This is a genomic window from Sphingomonas sp. (assembly GCF_013816785.1).
Lineage (GTDB): Bacteria > Pseudomonadota > Alphaproteobacteria > Sphingomonadales > Sphingomonadaceae > Sphingomicrobium.
In genome coordinates this window covers 12,848-31,698 of sequence record NZ_JACDDV010000025.1, presented here as the reverse complement: position 1 = coordinate 31,698, position 18,851 = coordinate 12,848, and the positions used below count along the sequence as shown (strand labels likewise).

Genomic DNA, 18,851 nt, shown 5'->3' with positions numbered 1-18,851 from the left:
GGTGACCGCGGCCCCCGCGGCGAAGGCGATCGAGGTCCGCGCCGCGACCGCGAAGGCGGTAGCAGCGAAGGCTCGGCGCCCGAGTTCGCCCCGGCCTTTTTGAACCGCGACAACGACTAGTTTCAGCGCCCCGCGCTTGGCTCAAACGAAGGCCCCGCAGCGATGCGGGGCCTTTTTGGTCCTCAGTGTTCACGGATACTTTGCATACGCCCCGCTCGCATATCGTTGGATCGTTTCACCGATCACGCGGACGATGACATCCACCGGCATGGCGACAACCGGCGGCAGGCGTAGCACATAGCGGGCCAAGGCCAACCCGAGGATCTGGCTCGCCACCAACCCAGCCCGCATCGGTGCTGTCTCGGGAGGGCCTGTGCGGGCGATGGCCGGAAAGACCTGTGCGCTGAAAATCTGGCGTAACCGCTCAGCCGCCTCTTCGTTGGACGCGGCGGAGCGCAGAAGGACCGGCATGGCGCCGCCGGACTGTGCGCCTTCCCATTGTTCGAGGAAATGCCGCACCAGCGCTTCGCCGATCGTCGCCGAGTCGAAATCGCTCAGGTCGGGTAGGTGCAGGTCCGGCGTCGCCACTCGGGTGAACAGCGCATCCTTGCTGCCGAAATAGCGGATAATCATCGACGGATCGATGCCCGCCCGGGCGCCGATGTCGCGCACTGTTGTCCGCTCAAATCCGTGGATTGCAAACAATTCCCGTGCGGCGGCCTCGATCGCTTTCCGGGTTCGCATCGATTTTGCCGTGCTGCGCGGCGAGCTGGCCATATGACTTTTTGCCAACAAACGTTGACATCTGCAAGCCCTCAAGATTAATCAACAAGTGTTGGCAAATTGCGGAGGCGCGTTAATGTTACCTGACCAAACAGATGTGTTGATCGTCGGCGCTGGTCCGACCGGTCTTGCGCTAGCCGTCGCCTTAAAGATGGCCAAGGTGAGCCACCTGCTGATCGATGCACTTGAAGAACGCCAAAACACGTCCCGCGCTGCGGTCGTGCATGCCCATACGCTGGAAATGCTGGACGCGATCGGCGCCGCTGAACCGCTGTCGGCTGAAGGAATCGTGCTTACCCGATTCACCGTCCGCGATCGCGACCAGCCGCTTCTCGACGTCGATTTTGCGAAACTGCCCTCCGCCTTCCGCCACCTGCTGATGGTGCCGCAATCGACCACCGAGTCGGTACTGCAGGCCCGGTTGGTCGAACTGGGTGGCGAGATTCATCGCGGCGTTGTCGCGCTCGCCGCCAATGTCGAATCGAATGGCGCGGCGATCCGAGTCAGGGATGCGGACGGCGAGCGGACCATTCACGCACGTTATGTCGTCGGTGCGGACGGCATGCACAGCGTCATCCGCGACGCGGCGCGCATCGCCTTCCGCGGCAAAGCCTATGGCGAATCGTTCGTCCTGGCTGACGTCCGGATGGATTGGCCGCTTGGTGCCGAGGAGGTTTCGCTGTTTTTTTCGCCGGCGGGACTGGTCGTTGTGGCCCCGCTTCCCGACGGCTCGTTTCGGGTCGTGGCGACGCTCGAAAATGCACCGGAGCAACCGGGCATCGGCGATATCCAGACCCTGCTCGACAAACGAGGTCCCGAGCTCAAACCGTGCCGCGTGACCGAAATCGTCTGGGCATCACGATTCCGCGTCCATCACCGGCTCGCGGACAACTATCGTAGTGGCCCGTTCCTGCTGATGGGTGATGCCGCGCACGTGCATAGCCCTGCGGGGGGCCAGGGTATGAACACAGGGCTGGTCGACGCGATCGTGCTGGGTGAGGCTCTGACCCAAGTCGTCCGCGACGGGGCATCAGACGGAGTGCTGGACAACTATTCCCGGATTCGACGCCCGGCGGCGCAGCAGGTACTGGCGCTCGCCTCGCGCCTGACCCGCATCGCCACCGTCCGCTCCGCCACGGGCCGACGCCTGCGCAACCTGCTGCTGCGCCTGCTCGATCGCCTGCCGCCTTTCAACCGAAAGCTAGGCTTGGCTCTGTCTGGACTGGCCCGGCGCCGCTTCAGCGTGCTCACTCAGCCAGGTCGCACTTACCGTGCCGCACCCGTCGCCCAGGTTCGGGCCGCCCAAGTCACCAGCGAGGCAACTGGCCGGTAACCTTCGCGCGTCCCACTGCGACAGGGCTGGTGGAGCTGAGGAGGATCGAACTCCTGACCTCTGCAGTGCGATTGCAGCGCTCTCCCATCTGAGCTACAGCCCCGCGCCCTAAAGCGTGCCGCCCAATAGCTGCGCTTTATCCGGCTGGCAACGCTCTTCGCTGCTCCATTTTCATCTTAGCGCGCTCCCGTTTTCGCCTGGGCTCCTACGCCGGAACGGCGCGTCGAGCTCAATCATTTTAACAATAGCGGCATGGCATCGCCCGCCCCAAGCGCGCGACCCCGTAGCGCGCCAACGCCCGGTCTTTATTTTCGACGGCCGGGCCTTTTTCTTCGTACCCGGCCCTCCTATCTGTCTCGACGAATTCCTTGAGGAGAATATGATAATGGCCAAGGCTTGGCACCTGATGCGCCGCCCCAACGGCATGCCGGTGGCGGAGGATTTCGCCCTGAAAGACTATGCCATGGCCGAAATGGGCGACGGCATGGTCCGGGTCGCCAATCGCTGGCTGTCGGTCGACCCCTACATGCGCGGCCGGATGAACGACGCGAAAAGCTACATCCCCGCGTTTGCCATCGATGCACCGATGGAGGGCGGCGCAGTCGGCGAGGTCATCGAGAGCCGCGATGCCAACTTCGCGCCGGGCGATATGGTGCTGCACATGCTCGGCTGGCGCGACGAGGCGGTGGCGCCCGCCGCGGAGCTTAACAAGCTGCCGGCGATGCCCGGTGCCGAGCCACAGGCGTTCCTTGGGAACCTCGGCGTGACCGGCGGGACGGCCTATTTCGGGCTGCTGGACGCAGCTCAGGCCAAGCAGGGCGACATCGTGTTCGTCTCGGCGGCGGCCGGTGCCGTCGGATCGGCGGTGGTCCAGATCGCCAAGGCCAAGGGCATGACCGTGATCGGATCGGCCGGCGGCGCCGACAAATGCGAGTTCGTTCGGTCGCTCGGTGCGGACGAGGTGATCGATTACAAGGCAGGGTCGGTCTTGAAGCAGCTGTCGGCCGTCGCTCCGAAGGGGATCGACGTCTATTTCGACAATGTTGGCGGCGACCATCTCGACGCCGCGCTGGCGCTGGCGCGGCAAAATGCCAGATTCGCGATGTGCGGCATGATCGAAAATTACAACGCGGGCGCACCGAACTCACTGCGCTATTTGATGTTGATCGTCGCGATGCGGATCCGCCTGCAGGGCTTCATCTACCTCGACTATCTCGACCAGCTCGGCGACTTTCACCGTGAGGCGGGCGCTCTGATGGCAACCGGCCAACTGAAGTCGCGCGAAACGATCCTGGAGGGGCTCGACAAGACTCCGGAGGCGTTTCTAGGCCTGTTCACCGGAGCGAATACGGGCAAGATGCTCGTGCGGATTTAAATCGCTCCCGAGCTCCTTCGGAGAGGGTCAATTTACCGCGCGTAATTGCATTGCGCCGGATCGCCCGACGACAGGCCCTTGCGCAAGGCTTCCGACCGCTGTGCGGAAGTCCCGTGGGTGAAATTGTCGGGCGACACTTTCCCTTGCGTCAGCATGTCGTCGCCGATCGCCTCGGCAGGAGCCGATATTTGGGCAATCTGGCCGACTAGCTCCAAACCGCACCAACACCGGCAAGATGTGCGGGGACCTTAGAGAATAAACTTCGACGTTTCGTAATTAGAAACGCCGGCTCCGATGATACGGAGCCGGCAACATAAATGATATTAATACGATGTTTAAGTCCTCAGCAGTACCACCACGCTTCAACGCGGTCGCCAAGTTCAGTCCACCATCCGTTCGTTGTATCGATGACGCAATGACTATCAGGCGCCCTACCCAAATCCAAAGCAAAGCTAGGCGAAGCACCGCCCGCGGCTACGAGAATTGCTACAGCGATTTTCAATTTGCGCATAACATACTCCACATTTTGAACACCGAGCACAGGAAGTGTGCTTTGCTCGCACTGAGTTGTCAATGCATTCGGCTGCAAGCTAGGTCAGATTGCAGGCCGACGGGTTTCCCGAATTAAGGCCATTGCGTAGAGCGGCAATTCGCTGCGCCGAGGTCCCGTGAGTGAAACTCTCAGGAATGACCGCCCCCTGAGTCTTACGCTGTAGGGTATCGTCGCCAATTGCTTCCGCCGCCCGCATGCCTTCTTCGATATCGCCGGCTTCGAGACCCCCGGAGCGCGCCGCCCAGACACCGGCGTAGCAATCAGCTTGAAGTTCGACAGCCACCTGCTGTTGATTGCTGTTTGAAGTACCCAGCGTCCCATTTAAATCTTGAACATGATGTCCGACCTCATGGGCCACGACGTACGCCTGCGCGAAATCACCAGGCGCGCCAAACCTGCGAGTCAATTCATCGAAGAATCGGGGATCAATATAGATCCGTTGATCGGTAGGGCAGTAAAACGGACCCATAGCCGCCTGCGCCGCGCCGCATCCTGACTGGGTGCCGCTTGTGTAGGCGACCATCCGAGTAGGCGCATAAGCTTGACCTTCCTGCCGGAAAATGTCGCCCCAGACCTTTTCAGTCGAGACCAGAGTTCCGATCAAAACTCGCCGCTGCTCAGCGGTAAGGCGTGATTCCCCGTTAGTCGCGGTTCCACCGCCGCTCAGCAGCCCGCCGCCGCCGAGCGAACTTAGCGCGCAATAGCCGAGGCCGAGGATAAGGATGCCGACGATCCCGAAGCGCGAAATGACGAACGGAATGAGCATACCGAAAAGTCCGCCGCCGAGGTTCATCCCACCCCCGCTCTGGCCGGTCCGATCCTCGAAATTCCCGCTTTCGGGCGCATCGCCAAGCCGCATGTCGCTCTCCTTGCCTGTGCAATGCCCAATGCGCCACCGCCGTAACGGTTGCAATCAAACGCCGTCACGGCAACAGCGGCGCCGATCATCAGGAGACTCGCCGCATGCTGCTTTCAGGCAAAACCGCCCTTGTCACCGGATCGACATCGGGCATCGGCCTGGCCATCGCCAGGGCGTTAGCCGCCGAGGGCGCAAGCGTGATGATCAACGGTTTCGGCGATGCCGGGACCATCGAAGCGATCCGTGCTGAAGTGGAACAGAGGTCGGGCGCCAAGGCGCTTTACGATGGCGCCGACCTCGGCGATGCCACCGCGATCGAGACGATGATCGCTCGCTGCGGCAGTGAGCTCGGCGGTCCGGACATTCTCGTCAACAACGCGGGTATTCAGTTCGTCTCGCCAGTCGCCGACTTTCCACCCGAAAAATGGGACGCAATCCTGGCGATCAACCTGACTGCGGTATTCCACACCACCCGCCTCGCCTTGCCGGGGATGCGCGCCAAGGGCTGGGGCCGGATCGTCAACACCGCCTCGGCGCACAGCCTGGTCGCCAGCCCCAACAAGTCGGCTTATGTCGCCGCCAAGCACGGCGTCGCCGGCTTCACCAAGTCGGTCGCTCTCGAAACCGCGCGCGATGGCGTGACCGTCAACTGCATCTCGCCCGGCTATGTCTGGACCTCGCTGGTCGAAAATCAGATACCCGACACGATGAAGGCGCGCGGCCTGACCCGCGACCAGGTGATCAACGACGTGCTGCTCGCGGCGCAGCCGACCAAGGCGTTCGTCACGCCCGAGCAGGTCGCCGCCTTCGCCCTGTTCCTGTGCCGCGAGGAGGCCCAGTCGATCACCGGCGCCAATCTCAGCATGGACGGCGGCTGGACGGCTGCCTAAGCTGCCGCAGATGCGCTCCTTCCCTCTCGTCGCGATTGCGTTAGGCCTGGCGGCTTGCGCGGCCCTGCCGACTCAGCGTCCGTCGCCTTTCGCGGCCTCGACCGATTGGCGCACGGTCGCGACCAACGCCGACCGCGGGCGGCTGCGCGACTGGCGCACCGCCTTCAACCATGCGCTCGATCAAGCGCGAAAAGCCGGGCGCGCCGCCGAAATCGATCGCGAGGGCGCGCTGCTTGTCCCCGACGCGGCGATCGGCCCGGTGCCGATCCCCAACGGACGCTACCGCTGCCGGGTGATCAAGCTCGGCGCCAAGAGTCCGGGCATGCTCGATTATATGGCTTATCCCGCGTTCGATTGCCGTGTGCAGCAGGAAAAACAGTTGCAAAGCCTCGCCAAGCTGAGCGGATCGCAGCGCCACATCGGGCTGCTGTTCGCCGCCGACCCGCTGCGGCAGGTCTTCCTCGGCAGTTTGGTCCTCGGCGACGAGAATCGGGCGATGCAATATGGCCGCGACCCCGACCGGGACCTGGCCGGCTGGGTCGAGCGCATCGGCCCCGCGCGCTGGCGGCTGATTCTGCCTTATCCGGCCTTCGAATCGACGCTCGACGTGATCGAGCTAATCCCCGCCTGACGGAGGTTCGAGCCCAGGCCTCACACTGCGGCCCATTCCTCCGTTTTTTCGACGATCGTGAGTTCGCGCAGCAACGCATCAACGCTGCCCGACAACTCGCCCAGAACGTGATCTGATGCCGCGCGCCGCGATAGGATTCCACCAGCAAAATCGCGTCGATCAGGATCGGCACGACCAGCGCTTCAGGGTCGTCGATTTCGATCAGCGCCTGCAATTTCTGCAGCGCATTGCCGCGCCGCTTCGGGATCGGACATGGCCGCCGCCCGACCAATGAGCCAACTCATCTTCTGTCTCCGCTAAAAACTCAAAGTAGCGGACGGAGAGAAAGAGACTAGTTCCGGCGGCCCCGTCAGCAAACCGGCTGGGCGCATTGCCGGGCTACGCGCTCGCTTCGCTCAGCGCTTGGATCTGTCCCGGCGTCAACTCCAGCGTCAGCGCGGCGATCAGCTCCTTCGCCTGCGCCATGCTGGTCGCGCTGGCGATCGGGGCAGTAATCCCGGGCTGGATCTTGAGCCAGGCGAGCGCGACCGTCGCCATCGCCGCGCCGCACTCGGCGGAGACGTCCTCGAGCGCGGCGAGCACCGCCTTGCCTTTCGGACTGTCGATATATTCGAGATTGCGGCCGCCACGGACCGATTTGCCGAGATCGTCCTTCGACCGATACTTGCCGGTCAGGAAGCCGTTGGCGAGGCTGTAATAGGAAAAGAAGCCGATGCCGCGCCCGGTAACGACATCCTGAAGCTCGCCTTCATATTTGCCGCGCTCGACCAGATTATACCAACCCTGCACCGCGACCGCCGGATCGAACCCGCCTTCGTGCGCGGCGACGAGCGCCTCCTCGACGCGGGCGGGGCTGAAGTTGCTGAGGCCCGTTGCGCGAATCTTGCCGGCGGCGCGTAAGCTCTCGAACGCGCCCAGGCTGTCGGCGAGCGGCACCTCGGGATTGTCGCGGTGCTGGTAATAAAGATCGATCGTCTCGATACCCATCCGCTCCAGCGAAGCCTCGGCGGCGCGGGCAATGACGGAGGGATGGAGCGAGGCGACATATTCGCCGCTATCGACTTTGCCGTCATAGCCGACCGGCTCAATCTTGCCGTCGAGAAAACCGACCTTGGTGGCGATCACAACCTTGTCGCGCTTGGCCGGATCGCGCTTGAGCCAGCGGCCGATCAGCCGCTCGCTCTCGCCGCCGACATGGCCCGGCGCCCAGGCCGAATAGACGTCGGCGGTGTCGATCATCGTCCCGCCGGCATCGACGAAAGCGTCGAGCACGGCGAAACTCGCGGCCTCGTCGGCGGTCCAGTCGAACACATTGCCGCCGAGCGCAACCGGAGCGACCTCGACCCCGCTGGACCCGATGGCGCGCTTCATCGGGCTTTTTCCCGGTCGTACCAGTCGGACGCCTCACGCACCCGCTGCGCCTGGTCGGGCCGCATCACCAGCACCGCGTCATGGGTCGCGACCACGACCAGCCCCTCGACCCCGATCAGCGCGACCTTGGGCCCATTAGACCGCACCAGATTGCCGCGGCAGTCGAGCGCCAGCACCCCGTCGTGGAGCGCGTTGCCATCTGCATCGCCGATCGACGCGTCGACCAGCGCCTGCCAACTGCCGATGTCCGACCAGCCCATCGACACCGGCACCACCGACACCCGCTCGCTATGCTCCATCACCGCATAATCGATCGACTGGGACGGTGAGCGGGCGAATGCCTCGGCATCGATCCGCAGCACCGGGCCATCGGCGACCGCCTGCTCGGCGGCCTCGCGCGCCGACTTGAGGATTTCGGGCGCAAAGGCCTGAAGCTCGTCGCGCCAGGTGCCCGCCGAGGCGAGGAAGATGCCGGCGTTCCAATAATGGCCGCCCTCGGCCAGCATCGCCTCGGCCCGCTCGACCGGCGGCTTTTCGACGAAGCGGACAACAGGTCGTACGCCCTCGCCCGCGCCGGCGGCGATATAGCCGAAGCCGGTTGAGGGATGATCCGGCTCAATACCGAAAGTCACGATCCGGCCCGCCTCCGCTTCCGGCCGCGCCCGTTCGATCGCCGCACGGAAACCGTCGGGCTCGGCGATATGATGGTCGCTTGGGCAGATCAGCAGCAGCTCGCCTTCGTCCGCGACCACCGCCGCCAGCGCGATCGCCGCCGCGCTGTCGCGCTTCATCGGCTCGAGAAGCAACTGCGCGCCGTCCGGCGCCAGCGCGCGCAAATCGGCTTCCTGCGCCTGGTTGGCGACGATCATCGGCGGCGCGAAGCCGTCGCCGAATCGCGTCAGCGTCTCCTCGAACAGGGATTGCGTGCCGAGCAGCGGCAACAGATGCTTGGGTCGTGCCGCGGTCGACAGCGGCCACAGCCTGGTCCCCGCGCCACCGGCCAGGATCACCGGGCGGATCGGCCGCCACCCATTCGATAAGCTCATGCAAGTCTCCGTGCGTAAACGCGGCCTTTACGCCAGCGTTCAGCATTTGTTTGTAAAATTTTGCGACACCTGTGGGAATGTCGGTAGCTTTTACACTAAACGGCTGATGGAGGCGCTAATCGCCTTCTGGACGCACGCGCTCGCCGCGGCGCTGTTCGCTTCGCTCACCTTGTGGGAGTTGAGGCGCGGCATCGCCCAGAGCGGCCAGCGGATGCTGCTCGCTGCCTTTGCGCTGACCGGCTGCTGGGCGTGGCTGACCGCGATGACCCCGACCACCATGCTCGCCGCCTACGCCGAAACCGCACGCAACCTGGTCTGGGTCGGCGTCCTCTACCGCCTGGCCGAGATCGACGCCGGGCACGAGCGGCAGCGTGGGGTCAAGCCGGTCTATGCCGCGGTCGCCGGAGTTCTCGGGCTGCAGCTGATGGTCGACGCGCTGCCCTTGTTCGTCGACACCAGCACGATCAGCAGCGGCAGCGCGCTGGTCGTCACCGCCATCGTCCTGCGCCTGACCGCCGCCGCCGGATCGCTGGTGCTGGTCCACAACCTCTACGGCCAGGCCGCGCCCGCCAGCCGCAGCGGAATTCGCCTGGCCATGCTCGCCCTGGCGATCATGTGGGCTTACGACCTCAACCTCTACACCATCGCTTATTTCGACCCTTCGTCCGCCAAGGGACTGTTCGACTGGCGCGGGCTGGTCCTCGCGCTGACCGTCCCTTTGTTCGCGATCGGCGGTAGCCAAGGCGAAGGCTGGCGCATCCGCCTGTCGCGCGCCGCCACCTTCCAGAGCCTGTCGCTGCTCGCTATCTGCGCTTATTTCGCGGTGATGGCGGTGCTCGTCACCGCGCTGCGCGGCACCGGCTTCGACCTCACCCGCGCGCTGCTGGTCACGCTCCTGGCGGCAATGACGGTGGCGGCGATGGTTCTGCTACCGTCGAGCCGCGCGCGGGGTTGGGCAAAGGTCAAGATCGCCAAGCATCTGTTCGAGCATCGCTACGACTATCGCACCGAATGGCTGCGCTTCACCGAAACCGTCGGCGCCAGTGGCCCATCGGCCGCGCCGCTCGGCCAGCGGGTGATCAAGGCGTTTGCGGACATTCTAGACGCGCCCGGCGGCCTGCTGCTGATCGCCGACGACAATGGCATTATCGAGCCCGCCGCCAGCTGGAACTGGACCGGCAGCGCCAACCCCGGTGCCGCCATCCCGGGCGCCGAAGCGCTGTCGTTCTGGCTCTCGGTCGGGGCCGAAGGGCGGATCATCGATTTCGACGCCCATTCCGGCGGCTGGGCCGTTCCCCGTGACCAGGAAATGGGCGTGCCCGAAGCGCTACTCGGCGAGGAACAGGCGTGGACTGGCGTGCCGTTGATCCACGACGAGCGCCTGGTCGGGCTCGTTCTGCTTGCCGCGCCCGATTATCGCCGCCCGCTCGACTGGGAGGATTTCGACCTGCTGCGCACCGCCGGTCGGCAAGCCGCCTCAAGCCTGGCCGAAGCGCATGGCCAGCGAGCATTGATGAACGCCCAGCGGTTCGAGGATTTCAACCGCCGCTTCGCCTTCATCCTCCACGACGTGAAGAATTTGGTCAGCCAACTGTCGCTGCTTGCTCGCAATGCCGAGCGCCATGCCGATAATGCCGAGTTCCGCACCGACATGGTGGCGACGCTTAAGGGCTCGGTCGGCAAGATGAACGATTTGCTCGCCCGGCTCGCGCCACAAGCCGACCAGCGCCCGGCTCGGCCCGAACCGGTTGAGTTGCTGCCGCTCATCGCAGCGACCATTGCCGCCAAGCGCCGCGACCATGACATCCGCCTGCTCGGCAAGGGCGACCAATGGGCGATGGCCGACCCGCTGCTGCTCGACCAGGCGATCGGCCATCTGCTACAGAACGCGGTCGACGCGAGCGCCCCAGACCAGCCGGTCACCATCCGCATGGCCGCCCGCGCCCACGGCGTTGCAATCATCGTCGCCGACACCGGCAGCGGCATGGATGCCGACTTTGTCCGCACCCGCCTGTTTGAGCCGTTTGCCTCGACCAAAGCCGGGGGTTTCGGCGTCGGCGCGTTCGAAGCCCGCAGCCTCATCGCCGCGATGAGCGGCCGCCTGACCGTCGAAAGCCGCCCCGGCGAGGGCAGCTGCTTCACCATCACCCTGCCCCTCGCGCGGGCACAGCCGCAACGGAAGTCCGCATGACCAACGCGCCCGACAACAAGCTCGACCTGCCCGTGCTCCTCATCGTCGAGGACGACGAAGGGCTGCAGCGCCAGCTGAAGTGGGCCTATGAGGGCTATCGCGTGATCGTCGCCGGCGAGCGCAAGCAGGCGATCGAGATGGTGCGGCTGCACGAGCCGTCGGTGGTCACGCTCGACCTCGGCCTGCCGCCCGATCCCGACGGCACCAGCGAAGGGTTCGCCACCCTAACCGAGATCGTCGCGCTCAAGCCCGACGTCAAGGTGATCGTCGCCTCGGGCCACGGCGCCCGCGAAAGCGCGCTGAAGGCGATCGCGCTCGGCGCCTATGATTTCTACCGCAAGCCGGTCGACATCGACGAGCTTGGCCTGATCGTCTCCCGCGCCTTCCACCTTCACGACATCGAGCAGGAGAATCTTCAGCTCGAAACCTCGGGCGGCGGCGCCGCGACGGTGCTCGGATCGATGGTCAGCGCCGCCCCTGAAATGCTCAAGGTCGCCCGGACTATCGAACGCGTCGCCACCGCCGACGTCTCGGTGATGCTGCTCGGCGCATCGGGCACCGGCAAAGAATTGCTCGCCCGCGCGGTCCATGAAAAATCGCCGCGCGGAAAGGGCGAGTTCGTTGCCATCAACTGCGCCGCCATCCCCGAAAACCTGCTCGAGGCCGAACTGTTCGGTTATGAGCGCGGTGCCTTCACCGGCGCGGTCAAGACGACGCCCGGCAAGATCGAACTGGCCCAAGGCGGCACGCTGTTCCTCGACGAGGTCGGCGACATCCCGCTCCCGCTCCAGGTCAAGCTGCTGCGCTTCCTCCAGGAGCGGGTGATCGAGCGGATCGGTGGGCGCGCGCCGATTTCGGTCAACACGCGGATCGTCTCGGCGACTCACCAGGATCTGGACGCGATGACCGGCGACGGCCGCTTTCGCGAAGACCTTTACTACCGCCTGGCCGAAATCGTGGTCAAAATCCCGAGCCTTGCCGAGCGCGCCGGCGACGCGCTGCTGCTCGCCCGCCATTTCGTCAATCTCTATTCGCGTGAGATGAACCCCAAGGTGCAAGGCCTCGCCCCCGACGCGGCCGAGGCGATCGACGCCTATCCGTGGCCGGGCAATGTCCGCGAGCTGGAAAACCGCCTCAAGCGCGCGGTCATCATGGCCGACGGCAAGCTGATCGGCGCCGCCGACCTCGACCTGCCGCTGGCACGCGAGGGCAGCGCCGAGCCGCTCCCCATCAACCTGCGCGCCGCCCGCGAAGTCGCCGACCGGCGTGCCATTCATCACGCGCTGATGCGCACCGAACACAATATCTCCGGCGCCGCCAAGCTGCTCGGCATTAGCCGCCCGACCCTCTACGACCTGATCAAGCAATATCAGCTGAGCGCGTAAGCGGAGCTAGTCGCGGTTGAAACGGATGACCAGGTAACCCGCGGCATCCGATTGCCTATTGCTCTCTCTCATCCTACGCCGTCGCCGCTCCCGGCCAGGGCCTTCCCCTTGGTTGCTGAGCAGCAGCTTTCTGGTCGCGTGAAATCGGGCTTGTTTGGGTAGATTTAAGCGAATGGCGTCAATCAAACTTGTCTGCCCCGCCCATGGCGGCCCGTTGCACGAAGACAATGGCCAATTAAAGTCCGATCGCGGCGACATCTACCCTGTCGTCGGCGGTGTCGCGGTCGTCGTCCAGGGAGTGAAAGTCCAGCCACGGACCGAGCCGTTGGCTCCGTCGGTTATCGATCAGCTGCTGGACGCGCTCTGCCTGCATCAATCGCGCCGAGCCGTCCTCGAGCGGGCGTTCAACCAGAAATTCTCCTTTGTCGAAGACTGGATTCAGACCGAGGCCGACCAATTCCTGGGCCGCGTTGCCGCGTCGCACGAAGGGCTGCACCGCGCGCTTAAAATGGGTCAGGAAAAGGCCGAGGTCCCAATCCCGATAAACGTCGCGCCTTCGGCCAGGATATCCTCGATTTTCAACATCTCGAGGTTGGTCCGCGGCACGTGCTGCAGCGTCAATGTCCGGGTCCATAACGACGGCGCGTCGACCTTGTCGTCGAATGGCGCGAACCCGTTCTTGTTGTCGTATCGCTGGATCGATGCGCGCGGGGTCGAATATGAAGGCAAGCGCACCGAACTGTTCGATGACCTGCTTCCCGGACGCTCGGTCACCCTTCCGGTGTTCATCGACACGCCGGCAAAGACCGGGTCGTATAAGCTCCGCATTCGAGCCTTGCAGGAGGACGTCTCCTGGTTCGAGCAGACATCGGTCATATTCAAGGTCAAAATCGGCTGGTGGCGGGCCACCGTCCATGACCCCAAATGGAAGCGGACCGGTCGCCAGTTCGACTATATGGAGGATCATTACGAAGCCGTCCGCCTGCTGGCCGAATGGCGCGACACGCTTTTCGATCGCCCGGTCGAGCACGTTCTGGAACTGGGCGGCAACGCCAATCCGATGATCGATCATTTGGATGCGCCGCACAAATATAATGTCGATGTCGACCCCTATGGGATGATCGTTGGTAAGCTCATCCGCGAGGGGACCGACAGCGATGTAGAGTTCATCGTCGCCGACGGCATGGCGCTGCCGCTGCCGCGGCGCTCGATCGACATGCTGGTCCTGTTCGCTACCTTCCATCACTTTCCGGATCCCATCGGGTTGCTTTCGCACTTGCGTGATTTCGTGACCGACGACGGATTGATCTGCTTGATGTGCGAGCCGATCGGCCATGTGCATCTCGAAACCCTCAACCCGGAATATCTCAAGGAGCTTGGCAAGGGAGTTAATGAGCAGAGTTTCGAGCTGTGGGAATATCAGCAGATGTTCGACGCAGCCAAGCTCGACGTCGTCGCCGTCCAGGTCGATGTCGGCTCCATCAAGGTCGCACTTCGGCCTCGCAACCGGTAGCGATTGGTGCCTAGCGTCGGCCAACAGCTCCCAACGGGCGGCTGGTTTCGACCAACGAACTTGCCGCTTCGCCGCCAGCCCCTAAGGTCGGCATATTAGTTTTTGCGGAGTTTTCGAATGGATCGACGTTCCTTCCTGACCGTCAGCAGCGCTTCGGTCGCCGGCCTCGCCGTCTCGTCGGCTCCGTCGCTCGCCGCCCCTGCCAAGCCCGCTGCCAAGGCCGGCGGCGATGCGAAACTCAACGCTCTTTTTAAAGACATCTTCCAGGACCGCGTCCGTCGCTCGCCCGAGCTGGCCAGTTCGCTGGGCCTCGACAAGGGCGCCAACGCCGACCTGAAAGCAAAGCTCGACGTCCGGCCGATCGCGGCCGCGCGGAGCGAAGATTTGGCCATCGCGCGCCGGAATATCGCCGCGATCCGCGCCGTCGCGCCGGCCACGCTAAGCGACGCCGGCCGCCTCAACCGCGACGTCGTCCTATATCAGATTGAAAGCGACACGGTCGCGGCGGGCAAGTTCGGCATTGATTCGGTTCAGCGCCCCTATCCTATCATGCAGCAGGGCGGCTCCTATTTCGCGACCCCCGACTTCCTCAACACCGCGCACACGATCAACAACGCGGCCGACGCCGAAGCCTATCTGTCGCGCCTGTCGCTAGTCGGGAAATCGCTCGATAACGACAGCCAGGAACAGCGCGCCCAGGCCGCGCGTGGCTTCCTCGCGCCCGGCTGGTCGATAGACCTGACGCTCGGCCAGATGAAGAAGCTGCGCGCCGCTTCCCCCGAGCAAAACACGATGGTCGATTCGATCGTCGGCCGTACCGCCGAAAAGAATATTCCGGGCGACTGGCGGCGCCGCGCCGCGGCGATCGTCGGCGGCTCTATCTATCCCGCATTGGACCGCCAGATCGCGCTGATGGAGCGGCTGCGCCCGACCACCAAGGCCGGCGACGGCGCCTGGCGCCTGCCCCAGGGCGACGCGATCTACGCCGCCGCGCTCGAACAGGCGACGACCACCAAATTCACCCCGGACGAAGTGCACAAGCTCGGCCTAGCCCAGGTTGCCGAGTTGAGCGCGAAGCTCGACTCCATCCTCAAGGGCGCCGGCTATACCAAAGGCACGGTCGGCGAGCGGCTGGCCGCGCTCAACGTCTCCCCAGCGCAGCTCTACGCCAACGACGACGCCGGCCGCGCCGCACTAATCGCCGGACTCAACCAAGGCGTCAAAGCGATGTATGAGCGCTTACCACGCGACTTCGCCACCCTGCCGACCCAACCGCTGGAAATTCGCCGCGTCCCGCCCGAAATCCAGGACGGCGCGTCAAACGGCTATTACAACCGCGCCGCGCTCGACGGTTCGCGCCCGGCGATCTACTTCATCAACCTGAAGGACACCGGCGACTGGCCGAAATATTCGCTGCCGTCGCTCACTTATCATGAAGGCGTCCCCGGCCACCATCTCCAGATCAGTCTGGCGCAGGAATCGAAGGATATTCCGACGCTGCGCAAGATCGGCGGCTTCTCGGCTTATTCGGAGGGCTGGGCGCTTTATTCGGAGCAACTCGCCGACGAGCTTGGCGCCTATCGGGACATCGAGCGCGCCGGCTATCTGCAATCCTTCCTGTTCCGCGCCGCCCGGCTGGTGATCGACACTGGCCTCCACACCAAGCGCTGGAGCCGCGAGCAAGCGACCGATTATATGATCGCCACCACCGGCTTCGCCCACCCCCGCTCGCAGCGCGAGGTCGAGCGCTACTGCACCCAGATCGGCCAAGCGTGCAGCTACAAGATCGGCCACATCGCCTGGACGCGGGCGCGTGAGCAGGCGCAAAAGACTCTCGGTGCAAAGTTCGACATCAAGCAGTTTCACGAAATACTGAAGGAAGGCGCGATGCCGCTGACGATTTTGGAGCGGCGCATCGCGGAGAGATCGCGGCGGGCTTAATCCCTCCCCGACCAAGCTCCGGGGAGGAGAGCCACCCGAGAGCTGATGGCGGGGTCGTCTGGTGAAAACGTTGCTTTTGATCGCCGGAATCGCCGCCCTGCTGATGGGCCTGCTGTGGATCGGTCAGGGGTTGGGCTATATCCATTGGCCCGCCTTCAGCTTCATGCTCGACCAACGCCCCTGGGCGATGCGCGGCGTGATCCTGGCGGTGGTGGGGGTGGTGCTGATCATCCTGGCGAGGCGACCATGAGATCCGACGGCTAATGTCCGCTTTGGGGGAAAACGGTCGCTAGCCGAACAAGACGAAGCCCAATAAAAGCAAACCGCCGCTTAGGATAAACATCCCGAACGCCAATAGGGCTATCTGTGCCAGGAAAGCGGTTCTCACTGACAGTCGCCCAACCGAGAAAAAACCAATTCAAACTGAAGCGCTTAGACCAGCAAGATACAAGCAGAACGCTACAATACCACGGCCGTCGAGGCTCCTGTGGAAAAGTCCGATTACCCAACGATCACTAGCACTGACCATGCTAGGAACGCCAGAACGGACACCACGGTTAGCGCCTTTCCCATGGGCTCTTCTTAAGATGCCGAAGCTAATGTCCGCAATGGGTCGAAAGCTGCCTCCGCCTAAAGCTTTAGGCCCTCCACCAATTCAACAACCTCCAGCCACCTTTCCTCCGCAGCGTCTTTCTCCGCTCGTTTGGCGTCGATTGCCTTGGTCAGGGCGGCGAATTTTTCGAGGTGCTTCATGAACAGATCGGGGTCGTGAAGTGCGGTCTCCGCCTCGGCGATTTCGCGTTCGAGGCGGTCGACTTCGCCCGGCAGGCGGTCGAGGTCGCGCTGGTCTTTGAACGATAGCTTCTTATTGTTCCCCGGCGCAGGGGCACCCCGCAAAGCACTACTTTGCGGGGACCCCGATGGCCGGGGTCCAGGAGCGCCGGAAGGCGCTGCTTGCGCAGCGCCCTGGGCCCCGGCCTTCGCCGGGGTACGAGTTGGCACAGCGCGTCGCTTGACCCAATCCTCATATCCGCCGGCGACGATATCCACCGTGCCCGACCCGTCGAGGCCGAGCGTCACGGTCACCGTCTTGTCGAGGAAATCGCGGTCGTGGCTGACGATCAGGACGGTGCCATCATAATCGGCGATCACTTCCTGCAGCAGGTCGAGCGTTTCGAGGTCGAGGTCGTTGGTCGGCTCGTCGAGCACCAGCAAGTTCGACGCCCTTGCGAACTCACGAGCGAGCAGCAGCCGCGATCGCTCGCCGCCCGACAGCGTGCCGACCGGCGCCTCGGTCAGCTCGGGCGAGAAGAGATATTCCTTCAGATAGCCCTTGATGTGCTTCTTGACCCCGCGCACCTCGATCCAGTCGCCACCCTCCGCCAGCACGTCGCGCACGCGGCGCTGCGGCTCCATCAGCTTGCGCTGTTGGTCGATGACGATGCCGTCGAGGGTCTTGGCGAGCGTCACTTTGCCGGCGTCGGGCTGCAATTCGCCGGTCAGCAGCTTGAGCAACGTCGTCTTGCCGGTCCCGTTGGCCCCGACCACGCCGATCCGGTCGCCGCGCTGAATTCGCAAGGTGAAATCCTTGATGATCGGCCGTTCGGCAAACGACTTGAACACATGCTCCGCGTCGATCACTGTCTTGGTCTTCACATCATCCCGGGCCAGCCCGAGCTTGGCCGCGCCCGCCGGCCCGAGCATCGCCGCGCGTTGCGCCCGCATTTCGTGCAGCTTGGCCAACCGCCCCTGGTTGCGCCGCCGCCGCGCAGTCACCCCGCGCTGCAGCCAGTGCAATTCCAGCTTCAATTTGGCGTCGAGTTTGTTTGCCGCGCGCTCCTCCTCGGCATAGGCCGCCTCGGTCCAGGCATCGAACCCACCGAACCCGATCTCGGCCCGCCGCAACGTCCCGCGATCGAGCCACAGACAGCTTTTCGTCAGCCTCGCCAAAAACGTGCGATCGTGGCTGATAACGATGAACGCGCCCTTGAAGCGGCCGAGCCATTGCTCGAGCCAGTCGATCGCGGCCAGATCGAGATGGTTGGTCGGCTCGTCGAGCAGCAGCACGTCCGGCCCCTGCGCCAGCGCCCGCACGATCGCGGCGCGCCGCCGTTCGCCGCCGCTCGCGCTGGCTACCTCGCGGCCAAGGTCGATGCCGATCTGGTCGGCGATCGCGGCGGCCTCGTGCGCGGTCGGCGCATCGTCCCCGGCCAGCACCCATTCCTCCAGCGTCCGATGGGCGATCATCGCCGGATCCTGCTCGAGCAGCACGACCCGCGTCCCCGGCACGATCTTGCGCCCCCCCTGGTCGGTCTCAATCGATCCCGCGAGGCATTTGAGCAATGTCGTCTTGCCCGCCCCGTTGCGCCCGATCAGCGCCAGCCGATCGCGCGGAGCCACATGCACGTCGATCTCGCGGAACAGCCACCCTTCGCCCTGAACGAGGCCGAGGTTCTCGTACGATAAAATAGGGGGTGCCATTGCGCGGGCCCTAGCGTAGCATCCAGCGGTCGTCACCCTGAACAGGACGCAGCGCGACTATTCATAACCCGTTCAATGGCATGCACTTAGGAAGGGGCATCTTAAAAGAGATTTGCCAATGAGCCTGTACCGTACACTTGCCCTCGCCGCCTGCGCGTTCGCCGCCGCTACCCCGGCGCTCGCCCTCAGACCGCCGGGCGCCGGCGTCCAGCTTGCCTTGAACGATCGCCCGCGCGACCAGGACCGCGCCTTCCGCGCCACTCAGGAGGGTCGCGCCATCCCGCTCCCCCAGATCGAGCGCAAGGTAATGCCGCACATGAATGGCGCCGACTACCTCGGCCCCGAATTCCGCGGCCGCAGCTATCGCCTCAAATTCATGCAGGAAGGCCGGGTCATCTGGGTCGACGTCGACGCCGCCACCGGGCGGATCATCGGCAAGTCGGACCGGTAAGAGTCCGCTGCCTGCTTAGACGACGCGGCGTCCGCTAGCGACCCATGC

At 64.2% G+C, this 18,851-nt stretch carries 17 protein-coding genes and 1 tRNA gene; 11 read left to right on the top strand and 7 right to left on the bottom strand.

All coding sequences use genetic code 11. The features are described 5' to 3' along the window. Positions 1 to 189: 189 nt before the first annotated feature. Positions 190 to 744, bottom strand: a complete 555-nt coding sequence (locus tag H0W65_RS06960; protein ID WP_294005716.1) for a TetR family transcriptional regulator — start codon at positions 742 to 744, stop codon at positions 190 to 192. 136 nt (positions 745 to 880) lie between these two features. Between H0W65_RS06960 and H0W65_RS06955 the strand changes: the two genes are divergently transcribed. Then, positions 881 to 2,116 (top strand): FAD-dependent monooxygenase, encoded by a 1,236-nt coding sequence (locus H0W65_RS06955; RefSeq protein ID WP_294005714.1) that lies wholly within the window; start codon positions 881 to 883, stop codon positions 2,114 to 2,116. Between the two features lie 27 nt (positions 2,117 to 2,143). Here the strand turns inward: H0W65_RS06955 and H0W65_RS06950 are convergent. Beyond that, a tRNA-Ala gene (locus H0W65_RS06950) sits at positions 2,144 to 2,219 on the bottom strand. 282 nt (positions 2,220 to 2,501) lie between these two features. Here H0W65_RS06950 and H0W65_RS06945 point away from each other — a divergent pair. Further along, positions 2,502 to 3,491 carry an NADP-dependent oxidoreductase gene (locus H0W65_RS06945; protein ID WP_294005711.1) on the top strand — a complete coding sequence of 330 codons (990 nt, stop codon included), beginning with the start codon at positions 2,502 to 2,504 and terminating at the stop codon, positions 3,489 to 3,491. A gap of 32 nt (positions 3,492 to 3,523) precedes the next feature. Here the strand turns inward: H0W65_RS06945 and H0W65_RS06940 are convergent, their stop codons facing one another. Next, entirely contained in the window at positions 3,524 to 3,706 is a 183-nt protein-coding gene (locus tag H0W65_RS06940) for a neutral zinc metallopeptidase (RefSeq protein WP_294005708.1), read from the bottom strand. Positions 3,707 to 4,081: 375 nt separating this feature from the next. Then, positions 4,082 to 4,903, bottom strand: coding sequence for a neutral zinc metallopeptidase (locus tag H0W65_RS06935; protein ID WP_294005705.1), 822 nt, complete (start codon positions 4,901 to 4,903; stop codon positions 4,082 to 4,084). A 104-nt stretch (positions 4,904 to 5,007) separates the two neighbouring features. Between H0W65_RS06935 and H0W65_RS06930 the strand changes: the two genes are divergently transcribed. The 3 genes from H0W65_RS06930 to H0W65_RS06920 all read left to right on the top strand — a co-directional run bounded on the left by H0W65_RS06930 (position 5,008) and on the right by H0W65_RS06920 (position 6,698). Further along, on the top strand, positions 5,008 to 5,793 hold the full coding sequence (locus H0W65_RS06930; protein ID WP_294005702.1) for a 3-hydroxybutyrate dehydrogenase: 786 nt from the start codon (positions 5,008 to 5,010) through the stop codon (positions 5,791 to 5,793). A 10-nt stretch (positions 5,794 to 5,803) separates the two neighbouring features. Continuing rightward, complete coding sequence (locus H0W65_RS06925; protein ID WP_294005699.1) at positions 5,804 to 6,424, top strand: DUF4893 domain-containing protein; 621 nt, start codon at positions 5,804 to 5,806, stop codon at positions 6,422 to 6,424. A gap of 115 nt (positions 6,425 to 6,539) precedes the next feature. Continuing rightward, positions 6,540 to 6,698, top strand: coding sequence for a hypothetical protein (locus H0W65_RS06920; protein WP_294005697.1), 159 nt, complete (start codon positions 6,540 to 6,542; stop codon positions 6,696 to 6,698). A 104-nt stretch (positions 6,699 to 6,802) separates the two neighbouring features. Here the strand turns inward: H0W65_RS06920 and H0W65_RS06915 are convergent, their stop codons facing one another. Next, positions 6,803 to 7,795, bottom strand: coding sequence for an aldo/keto reductase (locus H0W65_RS06915; protein ID WP_294005695.1), 993 nt, complete (start codon positions 7,793 to 7,795; stop codon positions 6,803 to 6,805). Then, complete coding sequence (locus H0W65_RS06910) at positions 7,792 to 8,841, bottom strand: mannose-1-phosphate guanylyltransferase (protein ID WP_294005692.1); 1,050 nt, start codon at positions 8,839 to 8,841, stop codon at positions 7,792 to 7,794. Before H0W65_RS06910 ends, H0W65_RS06915 begins: the two co-directional genes overlap by 4 nt. Before the next feature lie 10 nt (positions 8,842 to 8,851). Between H0W65_RS06910 and prsK the strand changes: the two genes are divergently transcribed. From prsK to H0W65_RS06885, 5 genes are all read left to right on the top strand, one after another. Then, a complete protein-coding gene (prsK, locus tag H0W65_RS06905; protein WP_294005690.1) occupies positions 8,852 to 11,032 on the top strand; it encodes an XrtA/PEP-CTERM system histidine kinase PrsK in 2,181 nt (726 codons plus the stop codon). Further along, a complete protein-coding gene (prsR, locus tag H0W65_RS06900) occupies positions 11,029 to 12,417 on the top strand; it encodes a PEP-CTERM-box response regulator transcription factor (RefSeq protein ID WP_294005688.1) in 1,389 nt (462 codons plus the stop codon). The genes prsK and prsR overlap by 4 nt, the downstream gene beginning before the upstream one ends. A 172-nt stretch (positions 12,418 to 12,589) precedes the next feature. After that, the gene (locus tag H0W65_RS06895; RefSeq protein ID WP_294005685.1) at positions 12,590 to 13,930 is read left to right on the top strand and encodes a methyltransferase domain-containing protein; all 1,341 of its coding nucleotides are present in this window, start codon (positions 12,590 to 12,592) and stop codon (positions 13,928 to 13,930) included. A 117-nt stretch (positions 13,931 to 14,047) separates the two neighbouring features. Beyond that, positions 14,048 to 15,871, top strand: coding sequence for a DUF885 family protein (locus H0W65_RS06890; protein ID WP_294005682.1), 1,824 nt, complete (start codon positions 14,048 to 14,050; stop codon positions 15,869 to 15,871). A gap of 61 nt (positions 15,872 to 15,932) precedes the next feature. Continuing rightward, complete coding sequence (locus tag H0W65_RS06885; protein WP_294005679.1) at positions 15,933 to 16,121, top strand: hypothetical protein; 189 nt, start codon at positions 15,933 to 15,935, stop codon at positions 16,119 to 16,121. A 380-nt stretch (positions 16,122 to 16,501) separates the two neighbouring features. Here H0W65_RS06885 and H0W65_RS06880 read toward each other — a convergent pair whose 3' ends face one another. Further along, positions 16,502 to 18,352, bottom strand: a complete 1,851-nt coding sequence (locus H0W65_RS06880; RefSeq protein ID WP_294005676.1) for an ABC-F family ATP-binding cassette domain-containing protein — start codon at positions 18,350 to 18,352, stop codon at positions 16,502 to 16,504. Positions 18,353 to 18,470: 118 nt separating this feature from the next. On the opposite strand from H0W65_RS06880, the gene H0W65_RS06875 reads away from it, so the two are divergent. Further along, complete coding sequence (locus H0W65_RS06875; protein WP_294005674.1) at positions 18,471 to 18,803, top strand: hypothetical protein; 333 nt, start codon at positions 18,471 to 18,473, stop codon at positions 18,801 to 18,803. Positions 18,804 to 18,851: the final 48 nt, after the last annotated feature.

Coding starts and splice junctions, on each gene's coding strand:
- H0W65_RS06945 (WP_294005711.1), top strand. CDS start 2,502: ATGGCCAAGGCTTGGCACCTGATGCGCCGCCCCAACGGCATGCCGGTG.
- H0W65_RS06930 (WP_294005702.1), top strand. CDS start 5,008: ATGCTGCTTTCAGGCAAAACCGCCCTTGTCACCGGATCGACATCGGGC.
- H0W65_RS06920 (WP_294005697.1), top strand. CDS start 6,540: ATGCCGCGCGCCGCGATAGGATTCCACCAGCAAAATCGCGTCGATCAG.
- H0W65_RS06890 (WP_294005682.1), top strand. CDS start 14,048: ATGGATCGACGTTCCTTCCTGACCGTCAGCAGCGCTTCGGTCGCCGGC.
- H0W65_RS06910 (WP_294005692.1), bottom strand. CDS start 8,841: ATGAGCTTATCGAATGGGTGGCGGCCGATCCGCCCGGTGATCCTGGCC.
- H0W65_RS06935 (WP_294005705.1), bottom strand. CDS start 4,903: ATGCGGCTTGGCGATGCGCCCGAAAGCGGGAATTTCGAGGATCGGACC.
- prsR (WP_294005688.1), top strand. CDS start 11,029: ATGACCAACGCGCCCGACAACAAGCTCGACCTGCCCGTGCTCCTCATC.
- H0W65_RS06895 (WP_294005685.1), top strand. CDS start 12,590: ATGGCGTCAATCAAACTTGTCTGCCCCGCCCATGGCGGCCCGTTGCAC.
- H0W65_RS06915 (WP_294005695.1), bottom strand. CDS start 7,795: ATGAAGCGCGCCATCGGGTCCAGCGGGGTCGAGGTCGCTCCGGTTGCG.
- H0W65_RS06925 (WP_294005699.1), top strand. CDS start 5,804: ATGCGCTCCTTCCCTCTCGTCGCGATTGCGTTAGGCCTGGCGGCTTGC.
- H0W65_RS06960 (WP_294005716.1), bottom strand. CDS start 744: ATGCGAACCCGGAAAGCGATCGAGGCCGCCGCACGGGAATTGTTTGCA.
- H0W65_RS06880 (WP_294005676.1), bottom strand. CDS start 18,352: ATGGCACCCCCTATTTTATCGTACGAGAACCTCGGCCTCGTTCAGGGC.
- H0W65_RS06875 (WP_294005674.1), top strand. CDS start 18,471: ATGAGCCTGTACCGTACACTTGCCCTCGCCGCCTGCGCGTTCGCCGCC.